This is a genomic window from Bradyrhizobium genosp. A (assembly GCF_049949275.1).
In the GTDB taxonomy this organism is placed as follows: Bacteria; Pseudomonadota; Alphaproteobacteria; order Rhizobiales; family Xanthobacteraceae; genus Bradyrhizobium.
The window spans coordinates 2,264,524-2,284,122 of record NZ_CP188196.1 but is presented as its reverse complement, the minus strand read 5'-3'; the positions used below and the strand labels follow the sequence as shown (position 1 = coordinate 2,284,122).

Genomic DNA, 19,599 nt, shown 5'->3' with positions numbered 1-19,599 from the left:
CGGGAGCGCCATCTTACCCCCGACACGTACGGCCTCATTGACGCGGATCAAATTCGCGCGCGATTGGGGACGAGCGTGGACGACCGCGCGCCGGATGGTACACTTTGGAATTGAGTTCGAGGCGGGGCTTTTCGAGACATGAGGCGTTGTTTGAGCCACTGGATGACAGCGGCAGTGCTTTGGATTGCATTCTGTTCGTTGGCGCGCGCCGAAACGCTCGCGGCGACGATCGAGCAATGGGGCCTGCTTGGATCATGGGCGGTCGATTGCTCTGTCAGGCCCGACCGCGACAAGAGCGCGCTGCTGACTTACGAAATCCGGAAGGATGGCCGGGTGATGTACCGGCGCAATTTCGGCGACGCCAAGGACGAGAACGAAGTGGTGTCCGCCACTGTCAACGCCGAGGGCTTGCTCAATGTGATGGTGTACTTCCCTTCGCTGCAGCAGACGCGGGAGTTCGGATTGCTGCTCTCGAAGGAAGGTCACCTGCGCGCCATCTACAATCGAAGTGAGCGCGGCGAATACACAATCAGGGACGGCAAATACGTCAAGACCGGCGCGCCGACGCCTCCACAACAACGCTGCGATTAACGATCGTTCTGATCCTGAATATCCATTCAGAATTCTCTGCCCGTTCCTCCGGAACGTTCGCGCGTATGCGCCGTTCTCAATTGCATTACGCTGGAGGAGGACATCATGAAGAAGCTTGGTTATGTCGTTGCCGCTCTGGGTGCGCTCGCAGTTGCGGCGCCGACGCTGGCAAGCGCTGAGACGGTGGTCGTCAAGCACGGTGATCACGGTCCGTACGGCGCCCGCGCCGAATTCCGCGAGCATCGCGACAATGGCTGGCATCGTGGCTGGCACCATCACGACCGTGTCGTCATGGTTAAGCACAGTCACCGCCACTGGGACTAATGCGCAACGCAATATGGAAATGGCCCCTCGCGGGGCCATTTCTCTGCGTTCGAAAACCTGGCCGATAAAACTAATCCCAAGCCGGCGCGAAGCCCGGATTGACGCAACGCCTGTCCTTCGGCAGCGCTGCGATCTTCTTGCGGTCGGCATCATCCAACTTGATCTTCAGCGCGTCGAGATTGGCCTGCTGGCTCTCGCGGCGTGATGCCTTCGGAATCGCGGCGACACCATTCTGGTCGAGCAGCCATTTCAGCGCCACTTGCGCGGCGCTCGCGTTGTGCTTGGCGCCGATTTCGGCCAACACCGGATCCGAGGCAGTGCGTCCCTGCGCGAGTGGGCAATAGGCGACGAGCGGGATCGACTTGGCGTTGAGATAGGCCAGCACCTTCGATTGATCCAGCATCGCATGATATTCGATCTGGTTGCAGGCGATCGGTGCCTTGACATCCTCGACCGCGACCTTGAGGAGTGCCGTGGTGAAATTGGCGACGCCGATCGCGCGCGTGCACCCTTCCTCCTTCAGCTTCATCAGGGCCTCGAACACCGCGCCCCAGTTCGCCGACTGCGACGGCCAGTGCACGAGATAGAGATCGACATGGTCGAGCCTCAGTTTCTTCAGGCTGGCATCGAAGGCGCGACGGATCGCATCCGGCGCCAGATTCTCGTGCCAGACCTTTGTCGTGACGTGCAGCTCGCCGCGTGGCACGGAGCCCGCCGCCAGCGCGGCGCCGATAGCCTCCTCGTTGGCATACATTTCGGCAGTGTCGATGTGGCGATAGCCGATCGACAGCGCGCTCTCGACCGCGGCGCGGCAGGCATCGCCCTGCATGCGGAAGGTGCCGAGGCCGAGCTTGGGCACGCTGATGCCCTGTGTTTTCAGATTGTCCATTGAACAGGCTCCTGACGCATTCATCCCGCCAGATTCGCGGGCGATGCCGCGTGAGCAGACTCTTCGGTGATGGAAAAGAGGTGGCGGGAGGAGGCACTATAGCGTGGCCGGCGTCTCGGGGCCAATCAAGATCGGGTTAGCAAAATAGCCTGCGGGCATCGCCGTGACAGCCAAACGGCATTTCAGATGATCGCCCTCTCCTGTCAGCATGCTGCCATCGCGGTCGTTCCGGCCGCGCGCGATACGGAGACAATCATGAAGACGACTTTGACGATGGCCATCCTAGCGGCCGCCCTTGCGGGAACCGTTCCGGCGCATGCGGACGGCTTCACCTATACGGGCTCACCCAAGCAGGGCGAATTTTTTGTCCGGCAACCTACCGCGCCGCAGGTGCCGGCCTGGATGAATGCGCGCGCAGAAGCGCCGCAGCCTGTGGCCCGGTCCGCGCGCGGCGGCATCGGCCTGCGCATGCCTTAGGAACGCTGCGACACCACGGCCGGTCGCGTCTGTGGCTGCGGCACGATGTCGACCGACCAGAGGTCGCGGTTGTCGACGTCCTTCAGGGTCACGGTCATCACTCCGCTGCGACCGTCGATGTCGACCTTGCCGAAGAACTGCAGGCCGAAGCATGGCGCCAAATTCTCGCCCTGGGCTTCGCTACACCCGTTCCGGTACATCGCTACAGGGCCAAACGTGTTGTCGAGCTCGCCGGGGCCCCAGGTGCCGGCATGCAGGGGGCCGGAGACGAACTCCCAGAACGGCTCGAAATCGCTGAACTGCGCCTTGTTCGGATCGTAGTAGTGCGCGGCCGTGTAGTGCATGTCGGCGGTGAGCCAGACGATGTTGCGGACCCCCGCACGCTTGATCGATGCGAGCAGATCGGCGATTTCGTGCTCGCGTCTATCCGGCGGGCCGTCGCCGAGCGCGACGGCATCGAGGCTGATCAGCCCGATCGGCAAATCTGCCGCGATCACCTTCCAGGTCGCGCGCGAGGCAGCGAGCTCCCGCTTCAACCAGGCAAGCTGCTCGGCGCCAAGAATCCAGCCGCGATGATCGTTGCCCTTGTTCCAGGTCTCGTCGCGGTAACTGCGCATGTCGATCATGAAGACGTCGAGCAGCGGGCCGTAGGCGATCTTGCGATAGACCCGTCCCTGTCGCGCGCCAATGTCCCGGATCGGCATGAAATCGAAGAAGGCGCGGCGAGCACGCGCAACCAGCCGCGGCGTGCCGTCGCCCTCGTAGCCGGCGTCGTCATAGCTGCCGGTCGGCGACCAGTCGTTGGTGACCTCGTGATCGTCCCATTGCGCGAACATCGGCACTTGTGCATGGAACGCGCGGAAGTTCTCATCGAGGTGGTTGTATTTGTAGTTGCCGCGGAATTGCGTCAGCGTGTGCGCGACTTGCGCTTTCTCCTCGGTCACGACGTTACGCCAGATCTCGCCATTCGACAGCTTCTGCTCGGACGGAATCGTGCAGTCGGCATAGATGTGATCGCCGGAGTGGATGAAGAAATCCGGACGGTTGTCGAGCATGGTGCGGTAGCTGCGATAGCCGCCGCGCGAGATGTCGATGCCCCACCCCTGCCCCGCAACATCGCCTGACCACAAGAACGAGATCGACTGGCCGGCGGCAGGCGCGGTGCGGAAATGGCCGACGCGGCTTTCGCCGGCGATACCGGTCGCGATGTCGTCGAAGCGCACGCGATAGAAGATGTCCTGCCCGGGCGGCAGATCGTCGAGCTGCAGCTTTGCGGTGAAGTCTGCGTCGGGCAGTGCGTCACGCGACGCCGACGCGACGATGGTCTTAAAACTCTCGACGGTCGAGCATTCCACCTGCATCCGCGCAGGCCGATCCGCGCGCGCCCAGATCATGGCGGAGCCATCCGAGACGTCGCCGGACTGGATCCCGCCCGCGATCTCCGGGCGATCGGCAGCACGGCTGATGCGGGGTTTTGCGAACGAGGCGATGGCGAGAGAGGACGTGGAGCGGACCAAAAACTGCCGCCGGGTCCATGCGCGCGAGGCGCGGAGCGTTGCCATTCAGGAAACCTTCGTCGAATCGCGACGGAAGGTGCCTGCGCCGTTTGACTCCCGGCTTACGGTTTCTTGACTCCACGCCTACAGTTTTGCAACGCGGGAGTGACGGGCCAAGCTGTGGCTGCGGCGGTCCACTCCCTCGCCCTGCTTGCGGGGAGAGGGTTGGGGTGAGGGGGAGTCTCCACAAGGACGGTAAGAGTTAGACTCGCGGAGAGTCCCCTCACCCGGAATCCACGCTTCGCGCGGATTCCGACCTCTCCCCGCAAGCGGGGCGAGGTGAAGCGGCCGCGGCGCTGCTCCTAGTGCTTCCAGTTGCAGATGCCGCCGGAACGACACGGCCAGGTCTGGATGCGGGTGTCCATCGCCTGCGCGTCCAGCGGATTGCCGTGGCGATGCGCAAGCTTGGTGCGCGCTGCGCCGCGCGGCTGGGCACTCTTCGTATGAGCAACCTTCGGCTCCGGAACGTGCACGCGTTCGGCCGCGACCTTCTTCGGCACATCGATGGGCTGAGCGCGGGCCTGCGCCTCGTTGCCGCCCTTCGCCTCCAGCGCGACCGGCGCGAACTTCGTCTCGGGCCCGAGCCGCTTCGGCGACAGGACGGCCTTGGAGAGATCGAGACCGAGATATTCGTCAGGCTTGTAGTCGTCAGCGCGTGCGAATCCGCCCCATGCAAGCACTAGGGCAATTGCAACAGCAAAAGGAACGCTTTTCAGGACCACGGACGCCTCCTGAAATTGATGAGTTAAGGAGTAATTTACTCCTATTTGGGAGGCGTCGCGCGCAATTCCAGCCGCCAGATGCAGCCGTGGTTAAGAAGTTTGGCGGTGTCAGGCGACCTTTCGCGTCGCACCCGTCCCATCCAGGAACCCCATCAGCCGGCTGCGGATGATTTGTTCCGCCTCGGTCATGATGCGATCGACGAGTTCCTTGCAAGTGGGGATGTCGTGGATGAGGCCTGCGACCATGCCACAGCTCCAGGCGCCGGCATCCATCTGCCCGTCCAGCATGATCTTGGGATAGACACCCGCGACCTGGTCGTGAATGTCGTCGATCGTGAGCTTGGCGCCCTTCTCGCGCTCGATCTCCAGCAGGCGGTCGACATTTGCGTTCTTCAGGACGCGCTCGGTGTTGCGCAACGCGCGCATGATCAGACGGGTGTCGAGCTCGGTCGCCGCGACCAGCGCGTTCTTCACGTTCTGATGGACAGGTGCTTCCTTGGTCGCGATGAAACGCGTGCCCATGTTCATGCCGGCCGCACCCAGCGACAGGGCTGCGACAAGGCTGCGCCCGTCGGCCATGCCGCCGGAGGCCACGAACGGGATCCTCAACTCCTCCGCCGCGCGCGGCAGCAGGATCATGTTCGGAATGTCGTCCTCGCCGGGATGGCCGCCGCACTCAAAACCGTCGACGCTGACGGCGTCGCAGCCGATCCGCTCGGCCTTCAGCGAGTGGCGCACCGAGGTGCATTTGTGGATCACCTTGATGCCGGCCGCCTTCAGCGCCGGCATGTATGCTTCCGGGCTGCGACCCGCGGTCTCCACCGCCTTGATGCCGCCCTCGACGATGGCTGCGATGTATTCCGGATAGGGCGGCGCCGAGAAGGCCGGCAGGAAGGTGAGGTTCACACCGAACGGCTTGTCGGTCATGTCGCGGCAACGCGCGATCTCCTTGGCGAGCAGCTCCGGCGTTTTCTGCGTGAGGCCGGTGATGATGCCGAGCCCGCCGGCATTGGAGACGGCGGCGGCAAGCTCGGCAAAGCCGACGAAATGCATGCCGCCCTGGATGATGGGGTGCTCGATGCCGAACAGTTCGGTGATCGCGGTCTTCACTCAAGTACCTCCCGGAATTTTTGCCTGGTGTCGGATTCAGTCTAGCCGGACTTTTGCGCGGCGGTCACCATTTCTCGCCGAACGGGCGGATCTCCATCTCGAAGGTCCAGGCGCTCTTCGGCTGCTGGTAGAGCTGCCAGTAGGAATCCGCGACAGCCGACGGCGGCATCAGCAGATCGGGATTATCAAGCGCATTCGGCCCGAGCGACTCGAGCCGGCGCTGCCGCACCCATTCGGTGTCGACGCCGGAATCGATGATGAGATGGGCGATGTGGATGTTCTTCGGCCCGAGCTCGCGCGCCATCGCCTGCGCCACCGCACGTAGCCCGAACTTGGCGCTGGCAAAAGCCGCAAAGCCGCTGCCGCCGCGCAAGGACGCCGTCGCGCCAGTGAAGAAGATCTTGCCGCCGCCACGCGGCAGCATCAGCCGCGCCGCCTCGCGCCCTGCAAGAAAGCCGGAATAGCAGGCCATCTCCCAGACCTTGCGGAACACCCGCTCGGTGGTGTCGAGGATCGGGAAATTGACATTGGCGCCGACATTGAAGATGCAAACCTCCAGCGGCGCATGCTGGTCGGCATCATTGAGGAAGGAGATGACCTCCTCCTCCTTGCGCGCGTCGAGCGAGCGCGCGTGGATCTCGCCGCCGGCCGCTTCGATGTCCTTCACCAGCGGCGCGAGCTTGTCGCCGTTGCGACGGCCCGCATAGATCGAAAAGCCTTCGGCGGCGAATTTCCTGGCAATCTCGGAGCCGATGAAATCGCCGGCCCCGATCACGGCCGCGGTCGCGTTTCGTTTGGGCAAGGTCGCCTCCTCCGGTGAGAGCATATGTTGGAACGACGCTATAGTTCTAAAATAGAACTGTCAAATTGAGAGGGCGACTGCTAGTCTTCGCTGTAAATTGCGCTGATCATTCAAGTCAGTTCCTTTTTCTGACTGACTGAGCCGGAGACCAGTCCATGAAGTGGGATACGCTGGACGAGGAGCCCTGCTCGCTCTCCCGCACCGTCGCCGTCGTCGGCGACCGCTGGAGCTCTTGATCCTGCGCGAATGTTTTCTGCGCGTGCGCCGCTTCGAGGCGTTTCAGTCCTCGCTCCAGATCACGCGACATCTGCTCTCGGAGCGTCTGAAGAAGCTGGTGCGCTTCGGCATCCTGCGCCGCGTCCCCTATTCCGAGGCGCCGAAGCGCTACGAATACATCCTGACGCAGAAGGGGCTCGACCTCTATCCGATCATCATGGCGATGGTGCATTGGGGCGACACCCACATGGGCGACGAGCGGGGCCGCCCGCTGCTGCACGAGCACAAGACGTGCGGCAAGCTGTTCGATCCGGTGATGGTGTGCTCTGAATGCGGCGAGCCGCTGCAGGCGAAACAGGTGCATGTGCATGCGGGCCCGGGACGGCCCAAGGCGATAGCTGTGGGGTGAGCGACGAAGGCCGCACCCTCAATGCCCCCGCGCCGGCGCGCCGAGATCAATCGGCCGCAGCACCGCAGCCGTGGGAATCATCAGCACGGCAATGATCGCAAGCGTCCAGAACACGTCGATATAGGCGAGGAAGTCGACCTGGTGCTGCAAGGATGAAGCCTTCTGCAAGAAGCTGGTCGAACAGGCTGTGCAAGGCCTCGGCCGGCTCGACATCATCGTCAACAACGCTGCCCGTCAGCAGACGCGCGCCTCCATCCTGTTGCGCCGGGACCGATCTGGACGCCGCTCCAGGTCTCCGGCGGCGCCACCATGGAGAAGCTCGAAAAGTTCGGTGGCATGACGCCGCTTGGCCGCCCCGGCCAGCCCGCCGAGCTCGCCTCGATCTACGTGCAGCTCGCTGCAGCCGATGCGAGCTATGCGACCGGCCAAGTCTATGGCTCCGCGGGCGGATCGGGACAGCCGTAACGCAGGAACCATCGTCCACCTTCGGCTTTACAAAACTGTCATGGAGAATTTTTCGCCAATCCTGGATCAATGGCGCTCGTAACAGTCAAACCCACACGGATCGATATCGCGATCGCGAATGAGATCGCAGATCACACCAACCCGGAGCTCGAGGAGACTGCCGAAGCCCTGACCTGGGGCGCCGACGAACATGTGCTGCTCGCCCTCGCGGCTGCGGGTTGGCTCTACGCCAGGCGTCGCCCCGCCGAGGAGCGCCTGGCGGCCAACCACATCCTCGCGGTGTCGCTGGTGACGGCGATCCTCCCCCACATCCTGAAATCCGCGTTCAATCAGGTCAGGCCGGACCGGCTGACGGTACGAGGCCATCGCCGCGGCATCCCACTCTCGGGACGGGCGCGCGATGCCTTTCCGTCCGGCCATGCCGTGCACATGGGCGCGCTGGCATCCGCCGCCGGCCTGCTGCCCCCGGCCCGGCGACGTCTCGTGCGCACCATCACGACAGCCCTGTCGTTGACACGCATCGCGCTGCTCGCGCATTGGGCCAGTGATGTGGTCGCGGGCTTCACCTTGGGCATCGTCGTCGAGCGGATGCTGAGGCCATGGACGCTCGCACGGACTGAACGCCAAGGGTGACCAAGGGTGATCGGCGAGAAGCCGCAGCGTCTTCCCCGATCATCAGAAAATCGTACATCTCGGCTGCAGTCTGCAGCTGATCGATGCGCGCCACGAGGGTGTCGCGCTGGTGACCATCCGGCACGCGCGACAACTCGTGCTCGAGCCGCAGCCTCTGCGCGTCGAGACGTTGTTCGAATGTGTGGGGTTCAGACCGTCTTCGCATCGTCCGTCCTCGGTGGTTGCAGGCCCGGGCTGTTGGCCCAGCGCTCGACTTGCTCGATCACCTTCTGATGGCTCGGCCGCACCGACTTTGGTGCTTCGGGCTCTTCGGAAAGCTTGCGGGGTAATCTGACTTCGTCCGTCATGGCCCATCTCCCTCTTCAGTAAAATGCGCTTCGACGAGAGTCGTTTCAAGGTTTAACACATTGATTTTGCTATATTTTCTGGCTAATTTGGGGGTTTTATCGACTCTTGTGGAACTCGCGCCAAGTTCGGCTGTTGAGCAAATTGCTCAAACTACTCAATTTATGTGATCGACCATGAATGACCTTCGCGCCGAGCGCCTTCAGGTCATGCTCTCGCCGGAAGAGCTGGCCGCAGTTGATGACTTCCGGTTCAAACATCGCATGCCGACACGCGCCGCAGCGGTCCGCGAACTTCTCAAGTTCGGACTGGCCGCCGCAGACATTGATGCAGCAGCTGGTGTGAAGTCGAGCAGCTTCGGCGTGTTCGGCCGCGGGCCCGATGGGCACACGCAGGGCGACCCCGAGCCCGGGAACGAAGACTGATCACAGGGCGAAGACTGATTACAGGGCCTCGCAAAGCAAAACGACCCCAGCACAGCGGGGTGCCAGGGCCGTCCTTGGAGATTGCTTCCGGAGCACCGGGGGCATGACAACCGGAAGCAATCAGTCGACTCATCGCGCGGGGATTCGTTCCTCGCTTAGTTAGCCACTCGGTGCCGCGCCCGAATCGTCCGGCGTCATGCCGGAGCCGGGCGTCTTGCTGTCGTCATTGAGCTTGGGATCGCGCGTCGCCTCACGCGACGGCGAAATCTTTTGGTCCGTCTTGTGCACGGTTTGCGCGCGCTGCTTGTCGCGTGGCTGATCCTCCGCGCGCTTGTCCTTGACGATGCCGTGGTCGGAATGTGCCATGATGTCCTCTCGCATGTTCCGATGCCTCGAAGCGCTTACGCTCCGGTGCGTCGAATGTTTCGAACGTGCGAAAGGTAAGCGACGCTAGCTATGCGCGGCATGCACCGCTACGGATGCATTTTCCTGATGCACCCGCCGGACCGTCGTCACCGTCGCGAACGCGACCGAAACGCCAAAGGCGAGAATGAGCGAGAGAAGTGCCAGACGTGGGGCCATCGCAAAACCTCCTTCTGGAATCAGAAATAAACGCGATCGACTATCCCGTATGATTGTTGATTGGTCCCGCTCATACCGTGAGCGGTCTCACACGCGGAGTCACGAAAAAGAGAGCGGTCAGGCATCCTGGCGTTGCAGAGCACGGACCTTAACGGGCGGGACTTCACCATCCAGCCAATCCTGCTCTTTCGCCAAGGCCGTCCAGGCATCCGCCATGCGTGAATAGCGATTATAGGCGGGTTGCCCTTGCGCGCGCTCGGCCAATTGCAGGCAGTTCTCGGCGTTGTCCCTGAAGATGTCAGACTGTTTCATGGAGAAGACGTGGGCATGGAACCCCTGCCCCGCAACCGCCCTTACCGCATCGTAACGTCGCCGGAACTTCACACGCCACCAGTCATTGAATATTCATGCGGATATTCGTCGCGATCCTCCTGGGCTTCATCAGCACCGCAGCGCTTGCCGACAGCACCGGCGAGCAGCTGCATGGCGATCGCACGCCGAAGGCCCCGGACGTCATCAGCGGCCTCTATGCCTTCAGCCGCTTTCAGCAGGGCCTTCTGGAGAGCACCGACCTGAAGGGCAATGCGGAGGTCAAGAACCTCGCCGCGTTGCGCGCCGAAGAGGCGGCCAAGCGCGACAAGGCGCTAAAGGAGATTCAGGCCGCGATCGGCACCGAGCCGCACGCGAGCAAGACAACGTCGGCTAGCATCAGCCTCGCCAACCCCGATGATACGGACGGGCCGGCCTATGTCAGAAGCTTCTATGCCGCGCAGATTCGCGAATATGAATCCACGATCACCCTGCTCGAGCGCTATCTGAGGACACCCGACAATCCCGCGCTCGCCGCGTTCGCGCGCGAGCACCTGCCGGTGCTGCGCGCGCAGTTGAAGGACGCCGAGCGCACCATGGCCGACAAGTAGCAGCCCTACTTGTCCTCCGGATGATGCTGTTGGTTCATCGGCCGCACGGTGCGATCGCTGTCGGGCATCTTGTCCCGGCCGGCATCGCCATTGGCATCCTTGCCGCCTGAACTCGAGGTGCCGCTGCCGCTGGGGTTGGACTTGGTGGCGGTCCCCGTGGTCTGTGAGCCCGCATGCGGGGTGGCGGAGCTCGCGGCCGGATCGCCGGCCACGGCCCCGCGCCCACTAGGCGCACCGGCCTGCGCCAGCACCGATTCTGCGGCGAATAATGCGGCGGCAAAGACGGCCAATCCGGCTCTCATATGGGTTCTCCCTGGCTTTGAGGGATAACCTCGGGGTCCCATCTGGCGTTCCAAAGCCGATGGCGCGGGAGTTTCGGAATTGGAACCACCCGTGCTCTCCCAAGGGGTAAGAACTTAAGAACCAAGGGCAGAATTTTTAGGCAATCCGATGGAACTCTCGACAACCGTCACCGTTATCGCGGTTGGGCTGAGCACGGCAGGTTCCAATTCCTCGCGTCGCAACCTTGACGCTTGATTTCGAATTTGGCTGACGCTCTATTTCGACCAGACGCGTCACGCCTAAGATTCGGCCGACGCCTGCGGGGGAATCAGTATGAGCGACCTCGATCCCGGAACAGCATCACGCTCCGGTCGTCGCGTCCCAAAGCCCAAACCTAACGGTACATCGGAGCCGGATTCCCGGCCGGAATTGCTGCTCGCGCTCCAAGCGATGCGCAGCGGCGATTTTTCGGTGCGGATGAGCGGTGACTATCTCGGCATCGACGGCAAGATAGCCGACACCTTTAATGAAATCATCGCCGCCAACCAGCGCATGGCGCAGCAGCTCGAGCTGGTCGGCCAGGTCGTGGGACGCGAGGGCAAGACTCGCCAGCGCGTGAAGTTCGGCCTCGCCTCCGGCTCCTGGGCCGATATGGAAGGCTCGGTCAATACGCTGATCGACGACCTGCTGTGGCCGACGCGCGAGGTGACGCGCGCGGTCGCAGCCGTGGCCCAGGGCGACTTGCTCGATACCGTCAAGCTCGACGTCGAGGGCCGCCCGCTGCGCGGCGAATTCCTGCAATCGGCGACCATCGTCAACACGATGATCAAGCAGCTCGGCGTCTTCACCTCCGAGGTGACGCGCGTCGCGCGTGAGGTCGGCACCGAGGGCAAACTCGGCGGTCAGGCCCAGGTGCCTGAGGTGACCGGTGTCTGGAAAGACCTGACCGAGAGCGTCAACTCGATGGCGAACAACCTGACCAACCAGGTTCGCAACATCGCCGAGGTGACGATCGCGGTCGCCAACGGCGACTTGTCCAAGAAGATCACGGTCGACGTGCGGGGTGAAATCCTTCAGCTCAAGGAAGCCATCAACACGATGGTGGACCAGCTCCGCTCCTTCGCCTCCGAAGTGACGCGCGTAGCCCGCGAGGTCGGCACCGACGGCAAGCTCGGCGGCCAGGCCATCGTGCCCGGCGTCGCCGGGACCTGGAAGGATCTGACGGACTCCGTCAACGCGATGTGCGGCAATCTCACCGCACAGGTTCGCAACATCGCCAACGTGACCACCGCCGTGGCACGCGGCGACTTGTCCCGCAAGATCACAGTGGACGTGCGCGGCGAAATTCTGGAGCTGAAGGACACCATCAACACCATGGTGGACCAGCTGAACTCCTTTGCCTCCGAAGTGACGCGCGTCGCACGCGAGGTCGGCACCGAAGGCAAGCTCGGCGGCCAGGCCCAGGTGCCCGGCGTGGCCGGCACCTGGAAGGACCTCACCGACAACGTCAACTTCATGGCGTCGAACCTGACCGCCCAGGTCCGCAACATCGCCGACGTCGCCACCGCCATCGCGGGCGGAGACCTCTCCAAGAAGATCACCGTGAACGTGTCGGGCGAAATCCTTCAGCTGAAGGAAACGCTCAACACCATGGTCGATCAGCTCAACGCCTTCGCCGGCGAAGTCACGCGCGTCGCACGCGAGGTCGGCACCGAGGGACGACTTGGCGGTCAGGCCAACGTGCTCGGCGTCGCCGGCACCTGGAAGGACCTCACCGAAAGCGTCAACTCGATGGCGTCGAACCTGACCGCGCAGGTCCGCAACATCGCCGAGGTGACGACGGCGGTCGCCGGCGGCGACTTGTCGAAGAAGATCACGGTGGACGTCCGCGGCGAGATCCTGGAGCTGAAGGACACCATCAACACCATGGTGGACCAGCTCAACGCCTTCGCCGGCGAAGTCACGCGCGTCGCGCGCGAGGTCGGAACCGAAGGCAAGCTCGGCGGCCAGGCCCAGGTGCGCGGCGTCGCCGGCACCTGGAAGGACTTGACCGACTCGGTCAACTCGATGGCCTCGAACTTGACCGGTCAGGTCCGTAACATCGCCGAGGTCGCCACAGCCGTCGCCAAGGGCGACCTGTCGAAGAAGATCACCGTGAACGTGTCGGGCGAAATCCTTCAGTTGAAGGAAACGCTCAACACCATGGTGGACCAGCTCAACGCCTTCGCCGGCGAAGTCACGCGCGTCGCGCGCGAGGTCGGCACCGAAGGCAAGCTCGGCGGCCAGGCGCAGGTGACGGGCGTCGCCGGTACCTGGAAGGACCTTACCGACAACGTGAACTCGATGGCGGGCAACCTCACCGCCCAGGTCCGCAACATCGCCGAGGTCGCGACCGCCATCGCCGGCGGCGACCTGTCGCGCAAGATCACGGTGGACGTCCGCGGCGAGATCCTTCAGCTCAAGGATACGCTGAACACGATGGTCGACCAGCTCAACCGCTTCGCGGGCGAGGTGACGCGCGTCGCCCGCGAGGTCGGCACCGAAGGCCGCCTCGGCGGTCAGGCCAACGTGCCCGGCGTCGCCGGCACCTGGAAGGACTTGACCGATAGCGTCAACTCGATGGCCGGCAACCTCACCGCACAGGTCCGCAACATCGCCGAAGTGACGACCGCCGTGGCGCGCGGCGACCTGTCGCGCAAGATCACCGTGGACGTGAAGGGCGAAATTCTCGAGCTCAAGAACACCATCAACACCATGGTGGACCAGCTCAACGGCTTTGCCGGCGAAGTGACGCGCGTCGCCCGCGAGGTCGGCACCGAAGGCAAGCTCGGCGGCCAGGCCGAAGTGCCCGGCGTTGCCGGCACCTGGAAGGACCTCACCGACAACGTCAACTTCATGGCCTCGAACCTGACGGCCCAGGTCCGCAACATCGCCGAGGTTGCGACCGCCATCGCCGGCGGCGACCTATCCAAGAAGATCACGGTGGACGTGCGCGGCGAGATCCTGCTGCTCAAGGACACCTTGAACACCATGGTCGAGCAGCTCCGCTCCTTCGCCGCCGAAGTCACGCGCGTGGCGCGCGAGGTCGGCACCGAAGGCCGGCTTGGCGGTCAGGCCGTCGTGCCCGGCGTCGGCGGCACCTGGAAGGACCTCACCGACAACGTCAACCTGCTCGCCGCGAACCTCACAACGCAAGTCCGGAACATCGCCGAAGTGACCACAGCCGTGGCGCGCGGCGACTTGTCCCGCAAGATCACCGTGGATGTGAAGGGCGAAATCCTCGAGCTCAAGAATACCATCAACACCATGGTGGACCAGCTCAATGCGTTCGCCGGCGAAGTCACCCGCGTTGCGCGCGAAGTCGGCACCGAAGGCGAGCTCGGCGGTCAGGCCCAGGTGCCCGGTGTGGCCGGCACCTGGAAGGACCTCACCGACACCGTCAACTTCATGGCGGCAAACCTCACCGAGCAGGTCCGCGGCATCGTCAAGGTGGTGACCGCGGTCGCCAACGGCGATCTCAAGCAGAACCTCACGGTGAAGTCGAAGGGCGAGGTCGCAGCACTTGCCGATACCATCAACAACATGACGGAGACGCTCGCGACCTTCGCCGACCAGGTGACGTCGGTGGCGCGCGAGGTCGGCGTCGAGGGGCGGCTGGGTGGTCAGGCCGACGTGCCCGGTGCGGCCGGCACCTGGAAGGACCTCACCGGCAACGTCAACCTGCTCGCGGCCAACCTCACCTCGCAGGTCCGCGCGATTGCGGAGGTCGCGACCGCCGTGACCAAGGGCGATTTGACGCGGTCGATCCAGGTCGACGCCCGCGGTGAAGTGGCCGAGCTGAAAGACAACATCAACACGATGATCACGAACCTCCGTCTGACGACGGACGTGAACACCGAGCAGGACTGGCTGAAGACCAACCTCGCCAAATTCACCAACATGCTTCAGGGCCAGCGCGATCTCACGACCGTCGGCCGGCTGCTGCTGACCGAGCTGTCGCCGCTTGTCAACGCGCATACCGGCGTGATCTACCAGGTCGAGAACGAGGACAATCCGCAGCTCCTGCTGCTTGCCTCCTATGCCGGCGACGGTGTCTATCCCTATCAGCGCGTACTGCAATTCGGCGACGGCCTGATCGGCCAGTGCGCGCTCGACAGGCGCCCGCGCGTGGTCGCCGACATTCCCGCCGATGTGGTGCCGATCAACTCGGCGCTGCTTCGCGTCGCACCGAAGAACCTCGTGGTGCTGCCTGTGCTGTTCGAGGGCCAGGTCAAGGCGGTGATCGAGCTCGCCTCGCTCACCTCGTTCACGACCTCGCAGATGACGTTCCTGGAGCAACTCACCGACTCCATCGGCATCGTGCTCAATTCGATCGAAGCGACGATGCAGACCGAAGGCCTGTTGAAGCAGTCGCAGCAGCTTGCCGGCGAGCTCCAGACCCAACAACGCGAATTGCAGCAGACCAACGACCAGCTCGAGCAGAAGGCACAACAGCTCGCCGAACGTAACGTCGAGGTCGAGCGCAAAAACCAGGAGATCGAGCAGGCCCGCCGCGCGCTCGAGGAAAAGGCAACCGAGCTCGCGCTGACCTCGAAGTACAAGTCCGAATTCCTGGCCAATATGAGCCACGAGCTGCGCACGCCGCTGAACTCGATCCTGATCCTCGGCCAGCAGCTCACCGACAATCCGGACGGCAACCTCACGGGCAAGCAGGTCGAATTCGCCCGTACCATCCACGGCGCCGGCACCGATCTCTTGAACCTCATCAGCGACATTCTCGATCTCTCCAAGATCGAGTCCGGCACGGTGACGGTTGACGCCGAGGAAATCCTCACCGCCAACCTGCTCGAGACGGTCGGACGGCCGTTCCGGCATGAGGCGGAGAACCGCAATCTGTCGTTCAAGATCGACGTCGATCCGAGCCTCGCGCGCAGCATCGTCACCGACTCCAAGCGCCTGCAGCAGGTCCTGAAGAACCTGCTCTCCAACGCGTTCAAGTTCACCGGCGAAGGCGAAGTGCGACTGAAGGTCGCCGGCGCGCTCGGCGGCTGGGGCACGGATCATCCAGTGCTGAACTCCGCGCCGGCCGTGATCGCCTTCGAGGTCTCCGATACCGGTATCGGCATTCCCCTGGAGAAGCAGAAGCTGATCTTCGAGGCGTTCCAGCAGGCGGATGCCGGCACCAGCCGCAAATACGGCGGCACCGGCCTTGGCCTCGCCATCAGCCGCGAGCTCGCGAGCCTGCTCGGCGGCGAAATCCACCTGCGCAGCGCGCCCGGCAAGGGCTCGACCTTCACGTTGTATCTGCCGCTGAAATACTCCGGCCCGACGCTGGCGCCGCGCGCGCCGGCCCCGCAACAGTACAGCCAGCCACCGGCGCTTCAGCCGGCAGCTACGGCGCCCGAACGCGTCATCGAGCAGCTTCCCGACGACCGCCTCAATCTCGAGCCTGGCGACAGCATCCTGCTCATCGTCGAGGACGACCCGCATTACGCGCGCGTCCTGGTCGATCTCGCACGCGACAAGGGCTTCAAGGTTCTGGTCGCCGCGCGCGGTGCAGAGGCACTCGAGCTTGCGAAACAGTATCAGCCGCGAGCGGTCTCGCTCGACGTGTTCCTGCCGGATATGCTCGGCTGGACGGTGCTGAGCCAGCTCAAACACAACCCGCTCACCCGCCACATCCCGGTGCAGATCATTACGCTCGACGAGGACCGCCAGCATGCGCTGGCCCGGGGCGCCTTCTCCTTTGTCAACAAGCCGACGACGACCGAGGGCGTCGCGGCTGCGCTGACGCAGATCAAGGAATATGCGCGGCCGCGGCGCAAGCGGCTCCTGATCGTCGAGGACAACGAGGCCGAGCAACTCTCGATCCGCGAGCTGCTGTATCACGACGACATCGAGATCGTGACGACCGACACCGGCGCGGGTGCGCTGTCGACGCTGCGCGAAGCGCCCTGCGATTGCGTGGTGCTCGACCTCAGGCTGCCCGACATGAGCGGCTTCGAGGTGCTGGAGCAGATCCGCCGCGACGACACGCTGTCGAACGTTCCCGTGGTGGTGTTCACCGGCCGCGAGCTCTCTGCGGAAGAGGATGCGGAGCTCCACACCATGGCGCGCAGCATCGTGGTCAAGGGCGTGGAGTCGCCCGAACGGCTGCTTGACGAAACTGCATTGTTCCTGCATCGCGTCATCACGGAACTTCCGGTTGAGAAGCAACGCATGCTGGAGAAGCTGAACAGTTCCGACGAGGATTTGATCGGCAAGACCGCGCTGCTCGTCGACGACGACGCCCGCAACATCTTCGCGCTGTCGAGCGTGCTGGAACGGCGCGGCATGAAGGTGCTGACGGCGACCACCGGCCGCGAGGCCGTGACGCTGGTCGAATCCAACCCGGAAATCGCCATCGTGCTGATGGACATCATGATGCCGCAGATGGATGGCTATCAGACCATTGGTGTGATCCGGGAAAATCCGGCCTTCTTGCGCCTGCCGATCATCGCGCTGACGGCGAAAGCGATGAAGGGCGACCGCGAGAAGTGCCTGGAGGCAGGCGCGTCCGACTATCTGGCCAAGCCCGTCAATACCGATCAATTGCTGCTTGCGATCCGCATGTGGCTGCACCGCTGAGTTTGGATCCGAGAATGGACCACGAAAAGGTCAACATCCTCCTCGTCGACGACCAGCCGGCCAAGCTGCTCGCCTACGAGGTGATCTTGAAGGACCTCGGCGAGGACCTCGTGATCGCGTCGTCCGGCCGCGAGGCGCTGGAAGTGCTGCTCAAGACCGAGATCGCGGTGATCCTGGTCGACGTCTGCATGCCCGAGCTCGACGGCTTCGAGCTCGCCGCGATGATCCGGGAGCATCCGCGCTTCCAGAAGACGGCGATGATCTTCATCTCGGCCATTCAGGTCAGCGATATCGATCGCTTGCGCGGCTACGAAATGGGCGCAGTCGACTACGTGCCAGTCCCCGTCGTGCCGGAGGTGCTGCGCGCCAAGATCAAGGTGTTTGCCGAGCTCTATCGCAAGACCCGCGAGCTCGAACGGTGGAACCAGGAGCTCGAGGATCGCGTTCGCGCGCGGACGGCTGAACTGGAGAACTCCACGGCGAAGCTGCGCGAAAGCGAGCAGCGGCGCAGCATGGCGATTGCTGCCGGCAAGATGGGGTCGTGGGACTGGGATTGGGTCAACGGCGACTGGATGTGGGACGAGGGCCAGTATCGCATTTTCGGCGTGACGCCTGAGACGTTCGACGTCACCCCGGCGACCGTTCAGGCGCTGCTCCATCCCGACGACATGGATCAGCTCCGCAAGGCGATCGCCGAGTTCAACCAGGGTACGCGCGCCTACGAAACCGAGTTCCGCGTGGTCCGGCCCGATGGCGAGGTGCGCTGGTGCGTCGGCACGGCCGCCGCAACGGTGGACGAGAGCGGCCGCGTGGTACGGGTCAGCGGCGTCACGGTCGACATCACGGAGCGCAAGCGCGCGGAGGAGCGGCAGAACCTGCTGGCGCGCGAAGTCGATCACCGCGCCAAGAATGCGCTGGCGCTGGCGCAATCGATCGTGCGCCTCACCCGCGCCGACGAGGTCAAGGCTTACGTCAACGCCGTCGAGGGGCGCATCAATGCGCTGGCGCGTGTGCACACCATCCTGTCGCTGTCGAGCTGGCAGGGCGCTGAGCTCTCCAAGCTGATCGAGGAGGAGCTTGCGCCCTATTCGCTCGGCGGACAGATCAAGCTCGCCGGTCCTGAGGTGCAGCTGCTGCCGGCGACCGCCCAGACGCTGGCGCTGGCACTGCACGAGCTCTTCACCAATTCGGCGAAGTATGGCGCGCTGTCGACCCGGTCGGGACGGCTCGCGATCGGCTGGCAGGCCGAGAACGATCTCCTCATCTTGACCTGGGAGGAGACCGGAGGGCCGCTGGTCAGGACGCCGAAATCGCGTGGCTTCGGCACAAGAAGCCTGCTGGCCAGTATTGAATCCCAGCTCGGCGGACAGGTCCAATTCGATTGGCGCGCAGAGGGCCTGTTGTGCCGTCTCGACGTACCATTGACGCGCAAGAACTCGGCGACATCGGGGGCGCAGGACAAGATCGAGGCCAGCACCTCTCCGGAACTTCAGCGCGCGTCGGGTTAGCGCGACGCAGCGACCTTCAGCCGTAACATCGGCCGCGGTTCATCAGCGACACGCCCCTCGAGCCAGGCTTCCGTTTGCGCGAGATCGCGCAACGCCGTGGCGTAGCGGCGGGCGGCGCTGCGCTCCGCACCGCGCGGCAGCTTGCGTGCCTTGCGCAACATGTCAGCCGCCGCGTTACGGTAGGCCAGCGAGCGATAGAGAAAGACCACCTTGCCCATATCGAATGTTCCCGTGTTGATGGCGTTTCATTCTCGCAAGATCGGCATGAACGCCGGATGAAGCGGCTGATAACAATTCCTTTATGAGGGATGGAACCCGCGATCACCGCGCGCGTTTGCATGCAAGATCAATCGGCAGTTCCATGCGCGCAAAAAAGTCGCCCAATAGGTCGCCAAGTCTGATCTCTCCTACTGGCGTCATCAAACTGACGACGCATGCGATGATGGGCGCGGCACTCGGCCTGACCTTCACGCTTGCGCTGATCCTGGCCAATCCTGCGGTCGCCGAATTGCTGAACCACGGCGGCCGTGCGGTAGCCTTCGTCTTTGTCGGCACGATGGTGACCACGTTTGCCATCGGCGCCGCGCTGACGGGCCTCGTGTTTATCCTCGACGAGGACAAGGAATCTTGAAGCACGCGTGAAGCGCAATGCGACGTAATTGTTCGGAACTCTCGCGGCGAATGGCGGTTGGCAGCCTGCGTCAATTCAACTCAGG

Annotated in this window: 20 protein-coding genes and 3 pseudogenes; 11 read left to right on the top strand and 12 right to left on the bottom strand. The window is 63.6% G+C overall.

Features of this window, described 5'->3' with window-relative positions:
• Positions 1-162: 162 nt before the first annotated feature.
• Positions 163-591 (top strand): hypothetical protein, encoded by a 429-nt coding sequence (locus ACP2YP_RS10695; RefSeq protein WP_426424085.1) that lies wholly within the window; start codon positions 163-165, stop codon positions 589-591.
• Between the two features lie 105 nt (positions 592-696).
• Complete coding sequence (locus tag ACP2YP_RS10690; RefSeq protein ID WP_426424084.1) at positions 697-915, top strand: hypothetical protein; 219 nt, start codon at positions 697-699, stop codon at positions 913-915.
• A 70-nt stretch (positions 916-985) separates the two neighbouring features.
• Here ACP2YP_RS10690 and ACP2YP_RS10685 read toward each other — a convergent pair whose 3' ends face one another.
• Positions 986-1,804: an aldo/keto reductase gene (locus tag ACP2YP_RS10685; RefSeq protein WP_426424083.1), complete on the bottom strand. Its 819-nt coding sequence runs from the start codon at positions 1,802-1,804 to the stop codon at positions 986-988.
• A gap of 186 nt (positions 1,805-1,990) precedes the next feature.
• On the opposite strand from ACP2YP_RS10685, the gene ACP2YP_RS10680 reads away from it, so the two are divergent.
• Positions 1,991-2,281: a hypothetical protein gene (locus ACP2YP_RS10680; RefSeq protein WP_426424082.1), complete on the top strand. Its 291-nt coding sequence runs from the start codon at positions 1,991-1,993 to the stop codon at positions 2,279-2,281.
• On the opposite strand, the gene ACP2YP_RS10675 is transcribed toward ACP2YP_RS10680, so the two are convergent.
• The 4 genes from ACP2YP_RS10675 to ACP2YP_RS10660 form a co-directional block, all read right to left on the bottom strand.
• Positions 2,278-3,843 (bottom strand): alkaline phosphatase D family protein, encoded by a 1,566-nt coding sequence (locus tag ACP2YP_RS10675; RefSeq protein WP_426424081.1) that lies wholly within the window; start codon positions 3,841-3,843, stop codon positions 2,278-2,280. The genes ACP2YP_RS10680 and ACP2YP_RS10675 overlap by 4 nt on opposite strands.
• Positions 3,844-4,139: 296 nt before the next feature.
• Entirely contained in the window at positions 4,140-4,559 is a 420-nt protein-coding gene (locus ACP2YP_RS10670) for a hypothetical protein (RefSeq protein WP_426424080.1), read from the bottom strand.
• Positions 4,560-4,667: 108 nt separating this feature from the next.
• On the bottom strand, positions 4,668-5,669 hold the full coding sequence (locus ACP2YP_RS10665; RefSeq protein ID WP_426424079.1) for an NAD(P)H-dependent flavin oxidoreductase: 1,002 nt from the start codon (positions 5,667-5,669) through the stop codon (positions 4,668-4,670).
• A 64-nt stretch (positions 5,670-5,733) separates the two neighbouring features.
• Positions 5,734-6,471: an SDR family oxidoreductase gene (locus ACP2YP_RS10660; protein ID WP_426424078.1), complete on the bottom strand. Its 738-nt coding sequence runs from the start codon at positions 6,469-6,471 to the stop codon at positions 5,734-5,736.
• A 155-nt stretch (positions 6,472-6,626) separates the two neighbouring features.
• Here ACP2YP_RS10660 and ACP2YP_RS10655 point away from each other — a divergent pair.
• Positions 6,627-7,096, top strand: a pseudogene (locus ACP2YP_RS10655) (winged helix-turn-helix transcriptional regulator).
• Between the two features lie 18 nt (positions 7,097-7,114).
• On the opposite strand, the pseudogene ACP2YP_RS10650 reads toward ACP2YP_RS10655, so the two are convergent.
• A pseudogene (locus ACP2YP_RS10650) lies at positions 7,115-7,246 on the bottom strand (hypothetical protein); the annotation flags it as partial.
• Here ACP2YP_RS10650 and ACP2YP_RS10645 point away from each other — a divergent pair.
• Together ACP2YP_RS10645 and ACP2YP_RS10640 are read left to right on the top strand one after the other, a co-directional pair.
• Positions 7,245-7,561, top strand: a pseudogene (locus ACP2YP_RS10645) (SDR family oxidoreductase); the annotation flags it as partial. The pseudogenes ACP2YP_RS10650 and ACP2YP_RS10645 overlap by 2 nt on opposite strands.
• A 69-nt stretch (positions 7,562-7,630) precedes the next feature.
• Positions 7,631-8,194: a phosphatase PAP2 family protein gene (locus tag ACP2YP_RS10640; protein WP_426424077.1), complete on the top strand. Its 564-nt coding sequence runs from the start codon at positions 7,631-7,633 to the stop codon at positions 8,192-8,194.
• A gap of 188 nt (positions 8,195-8,382) precedes the next feature.
• Here the strand turns inward: ACP2YP_RS10640 and ACP2YP_RS10635 are convergent, their stop codons facing one another.
• Positions 8,383-8,541 (bottom strand): hypothetical protein, encoded by a 159-nt coding sequence (locus tag ACP2YP_RS10635; RefSeq protein WP_426424076.1) that lies wholly within the window; start codon positions 8,539-8,541, stop codon positions 8,383-8,385.
• Positions 8,542-8,715: 174 nt separating this feature from the next.
• Here ACP2YP_RS10635 and ACP2YP_RS10630 point away from each other — a divergent pair, with 174 nt between their 5' ends.
• Positions 8,716-8,964 carry a hypothetical protein gene (locus tag ACP2YP_RS10630; protein WP_426424075.1) on the top strand — a complete coding sequence of 83 codons (249 nt, stop codon included), beginning with the start codon at positions 8,716-8,718 and terminating at the stop codon, positions 8,962-8,964.
• A gap of 159 nt (positions 8,965-9,123) precedes the next feature.
• Here ACP2YP_RS10630 and ACP2YP_RS10625 read toward each other — a convergent pair whose 3' ends face one another.
• From ACP2YP_RS10625 to ACP2YP_RS10615, 3 genes are all read right to left on the bottom strand, one after another.
• A complete protein-coding gene (locus ACP2YP_RS10625; RefSeq protein WP_426424074.1) occupies positions 9,124-9,330 on the bottom strand; it encodes a hypothetical protein in 207 nt (68 codons plus the stop codon).
• Between the two features lie 84 nt (positions 9,331-9,414).
• Positions 9,415-9,546: a hypothetical protein gene (locus ACP2YP_RS10620; RefSeq protein WP_426424073.1), complete on the bottom strand. Its 132-nt coding sequence runs from the start codon at positions 9,544-9,546 to the stop codon at positions 9,415-9,417.
• 117 nt (positions 9,547-9,663) lie between these two features.
• Complete coding sequence (locus tag ACP2YP_RS10615; RefSeq protein WP_426424072.1) at positions 9,664-9,858, bottom strand: hypothetical protein; 195 nt, start codon at positions 9,856-9,858, stop codon at positions 9,664-9,666.
• A gap of 95 nt (positions 9,859-9,953) precedes the next feature.
• Between ACP2YP_RS10615 and ACP2YP_RS10610 the strand changes: the two genes are divergently transcribed.
• Positions 9,954-10,466, top strand: a complete 513-nt coding sequence (locus tag ACP2YP_RS10610) for a DUF4142 domain-containing protein (protein WP_426424071.1) — start codon at positions 9,954-9,956, stop codon at positions 10,464-10,466.
• A gap of 5 nt (positions 10,467-10,471) precedes the next feature.
• On the opposite strand, the gene ACP2YP_RS10605 is transcribed toward ACP2YP_RS10610, so the two are convergent.
• Positions 10,472-10,768 carry a hypothetical protein gene (locus tag ACP2YP_RS10605; protein WP_426424070.1) on the bottom strand — a complete coding sequence of 99 codons (297 nt, stop codon included), beginning with the start codon at positions 10,766-10,768 and terminating at the stop codon, positions 10,472-10,474.
• Positions 10,769-11,081: 313 nt separating this feature from the next.
• On the opposite strand from ACP2YP_RS10605, the gene ACP2YP_RS10600 reads away from it, so the two are divergent.
• Positions 11,082-17,375 carry a HAMP domain-containing protein gene (locus ACP2YP_RS10600; protein ID WP_426424069.1) on the top strand — a complete coding sequence of 2,098 codons (6,294 nt, stop codon included), beginning with the start codon at positions 11,082-11,084 and terminating at the stop codon, positions 17,373-17,375.
• Positions 17,376-17,389: 14 nt separating this feature from the next.
• Positions 17,390-18,883 (top strand): HWE histidine kinase domain-containing protein, encoded by a 1,494-nt coding sequence (locus ACP2YP_RS10595; protein WP_426424068.1) that lies wholly within the window; start codon positions 17,390-17,392, stop codon positions 18,881-18,883.
• Here the strand turns inward: ACP2YP_RS10595 and ACP2YP_RS10590 are convergent.
• Complete coding sequence (locus ACP2YP_RS10590; protein WP_234681724.1) at positions 18,880-19,101, bottom strand: hypothetical protein; 222 nt, start codon at positions 19,099-19,101, stop codon at positions 18,880-18,882. The genes ACP2YP_RS10595 and ACP2YP_RS10590 overlap by 4 nt on opposite strands.
• Before the next feature lie 143 nt (positions 19,102-19,244).
• Here ACP2YP_RS10590 and ACP2YP_RS10585 point away from each other — a divergent pair, with 143 nt between their 5' ends.
• Positions 19,245-19,514, top strand: a complete 270-nt coding sequence (locus ACP2YP_RS10585; protein ID WP_426424067.1) for a hypothetical protein — start codon at positions 19,245-19,247, stop codon at positions 19,512-19,514.
• The last annotated feature ends 85 nt before the right edge of the window (positions 19,515-19,599 follow it).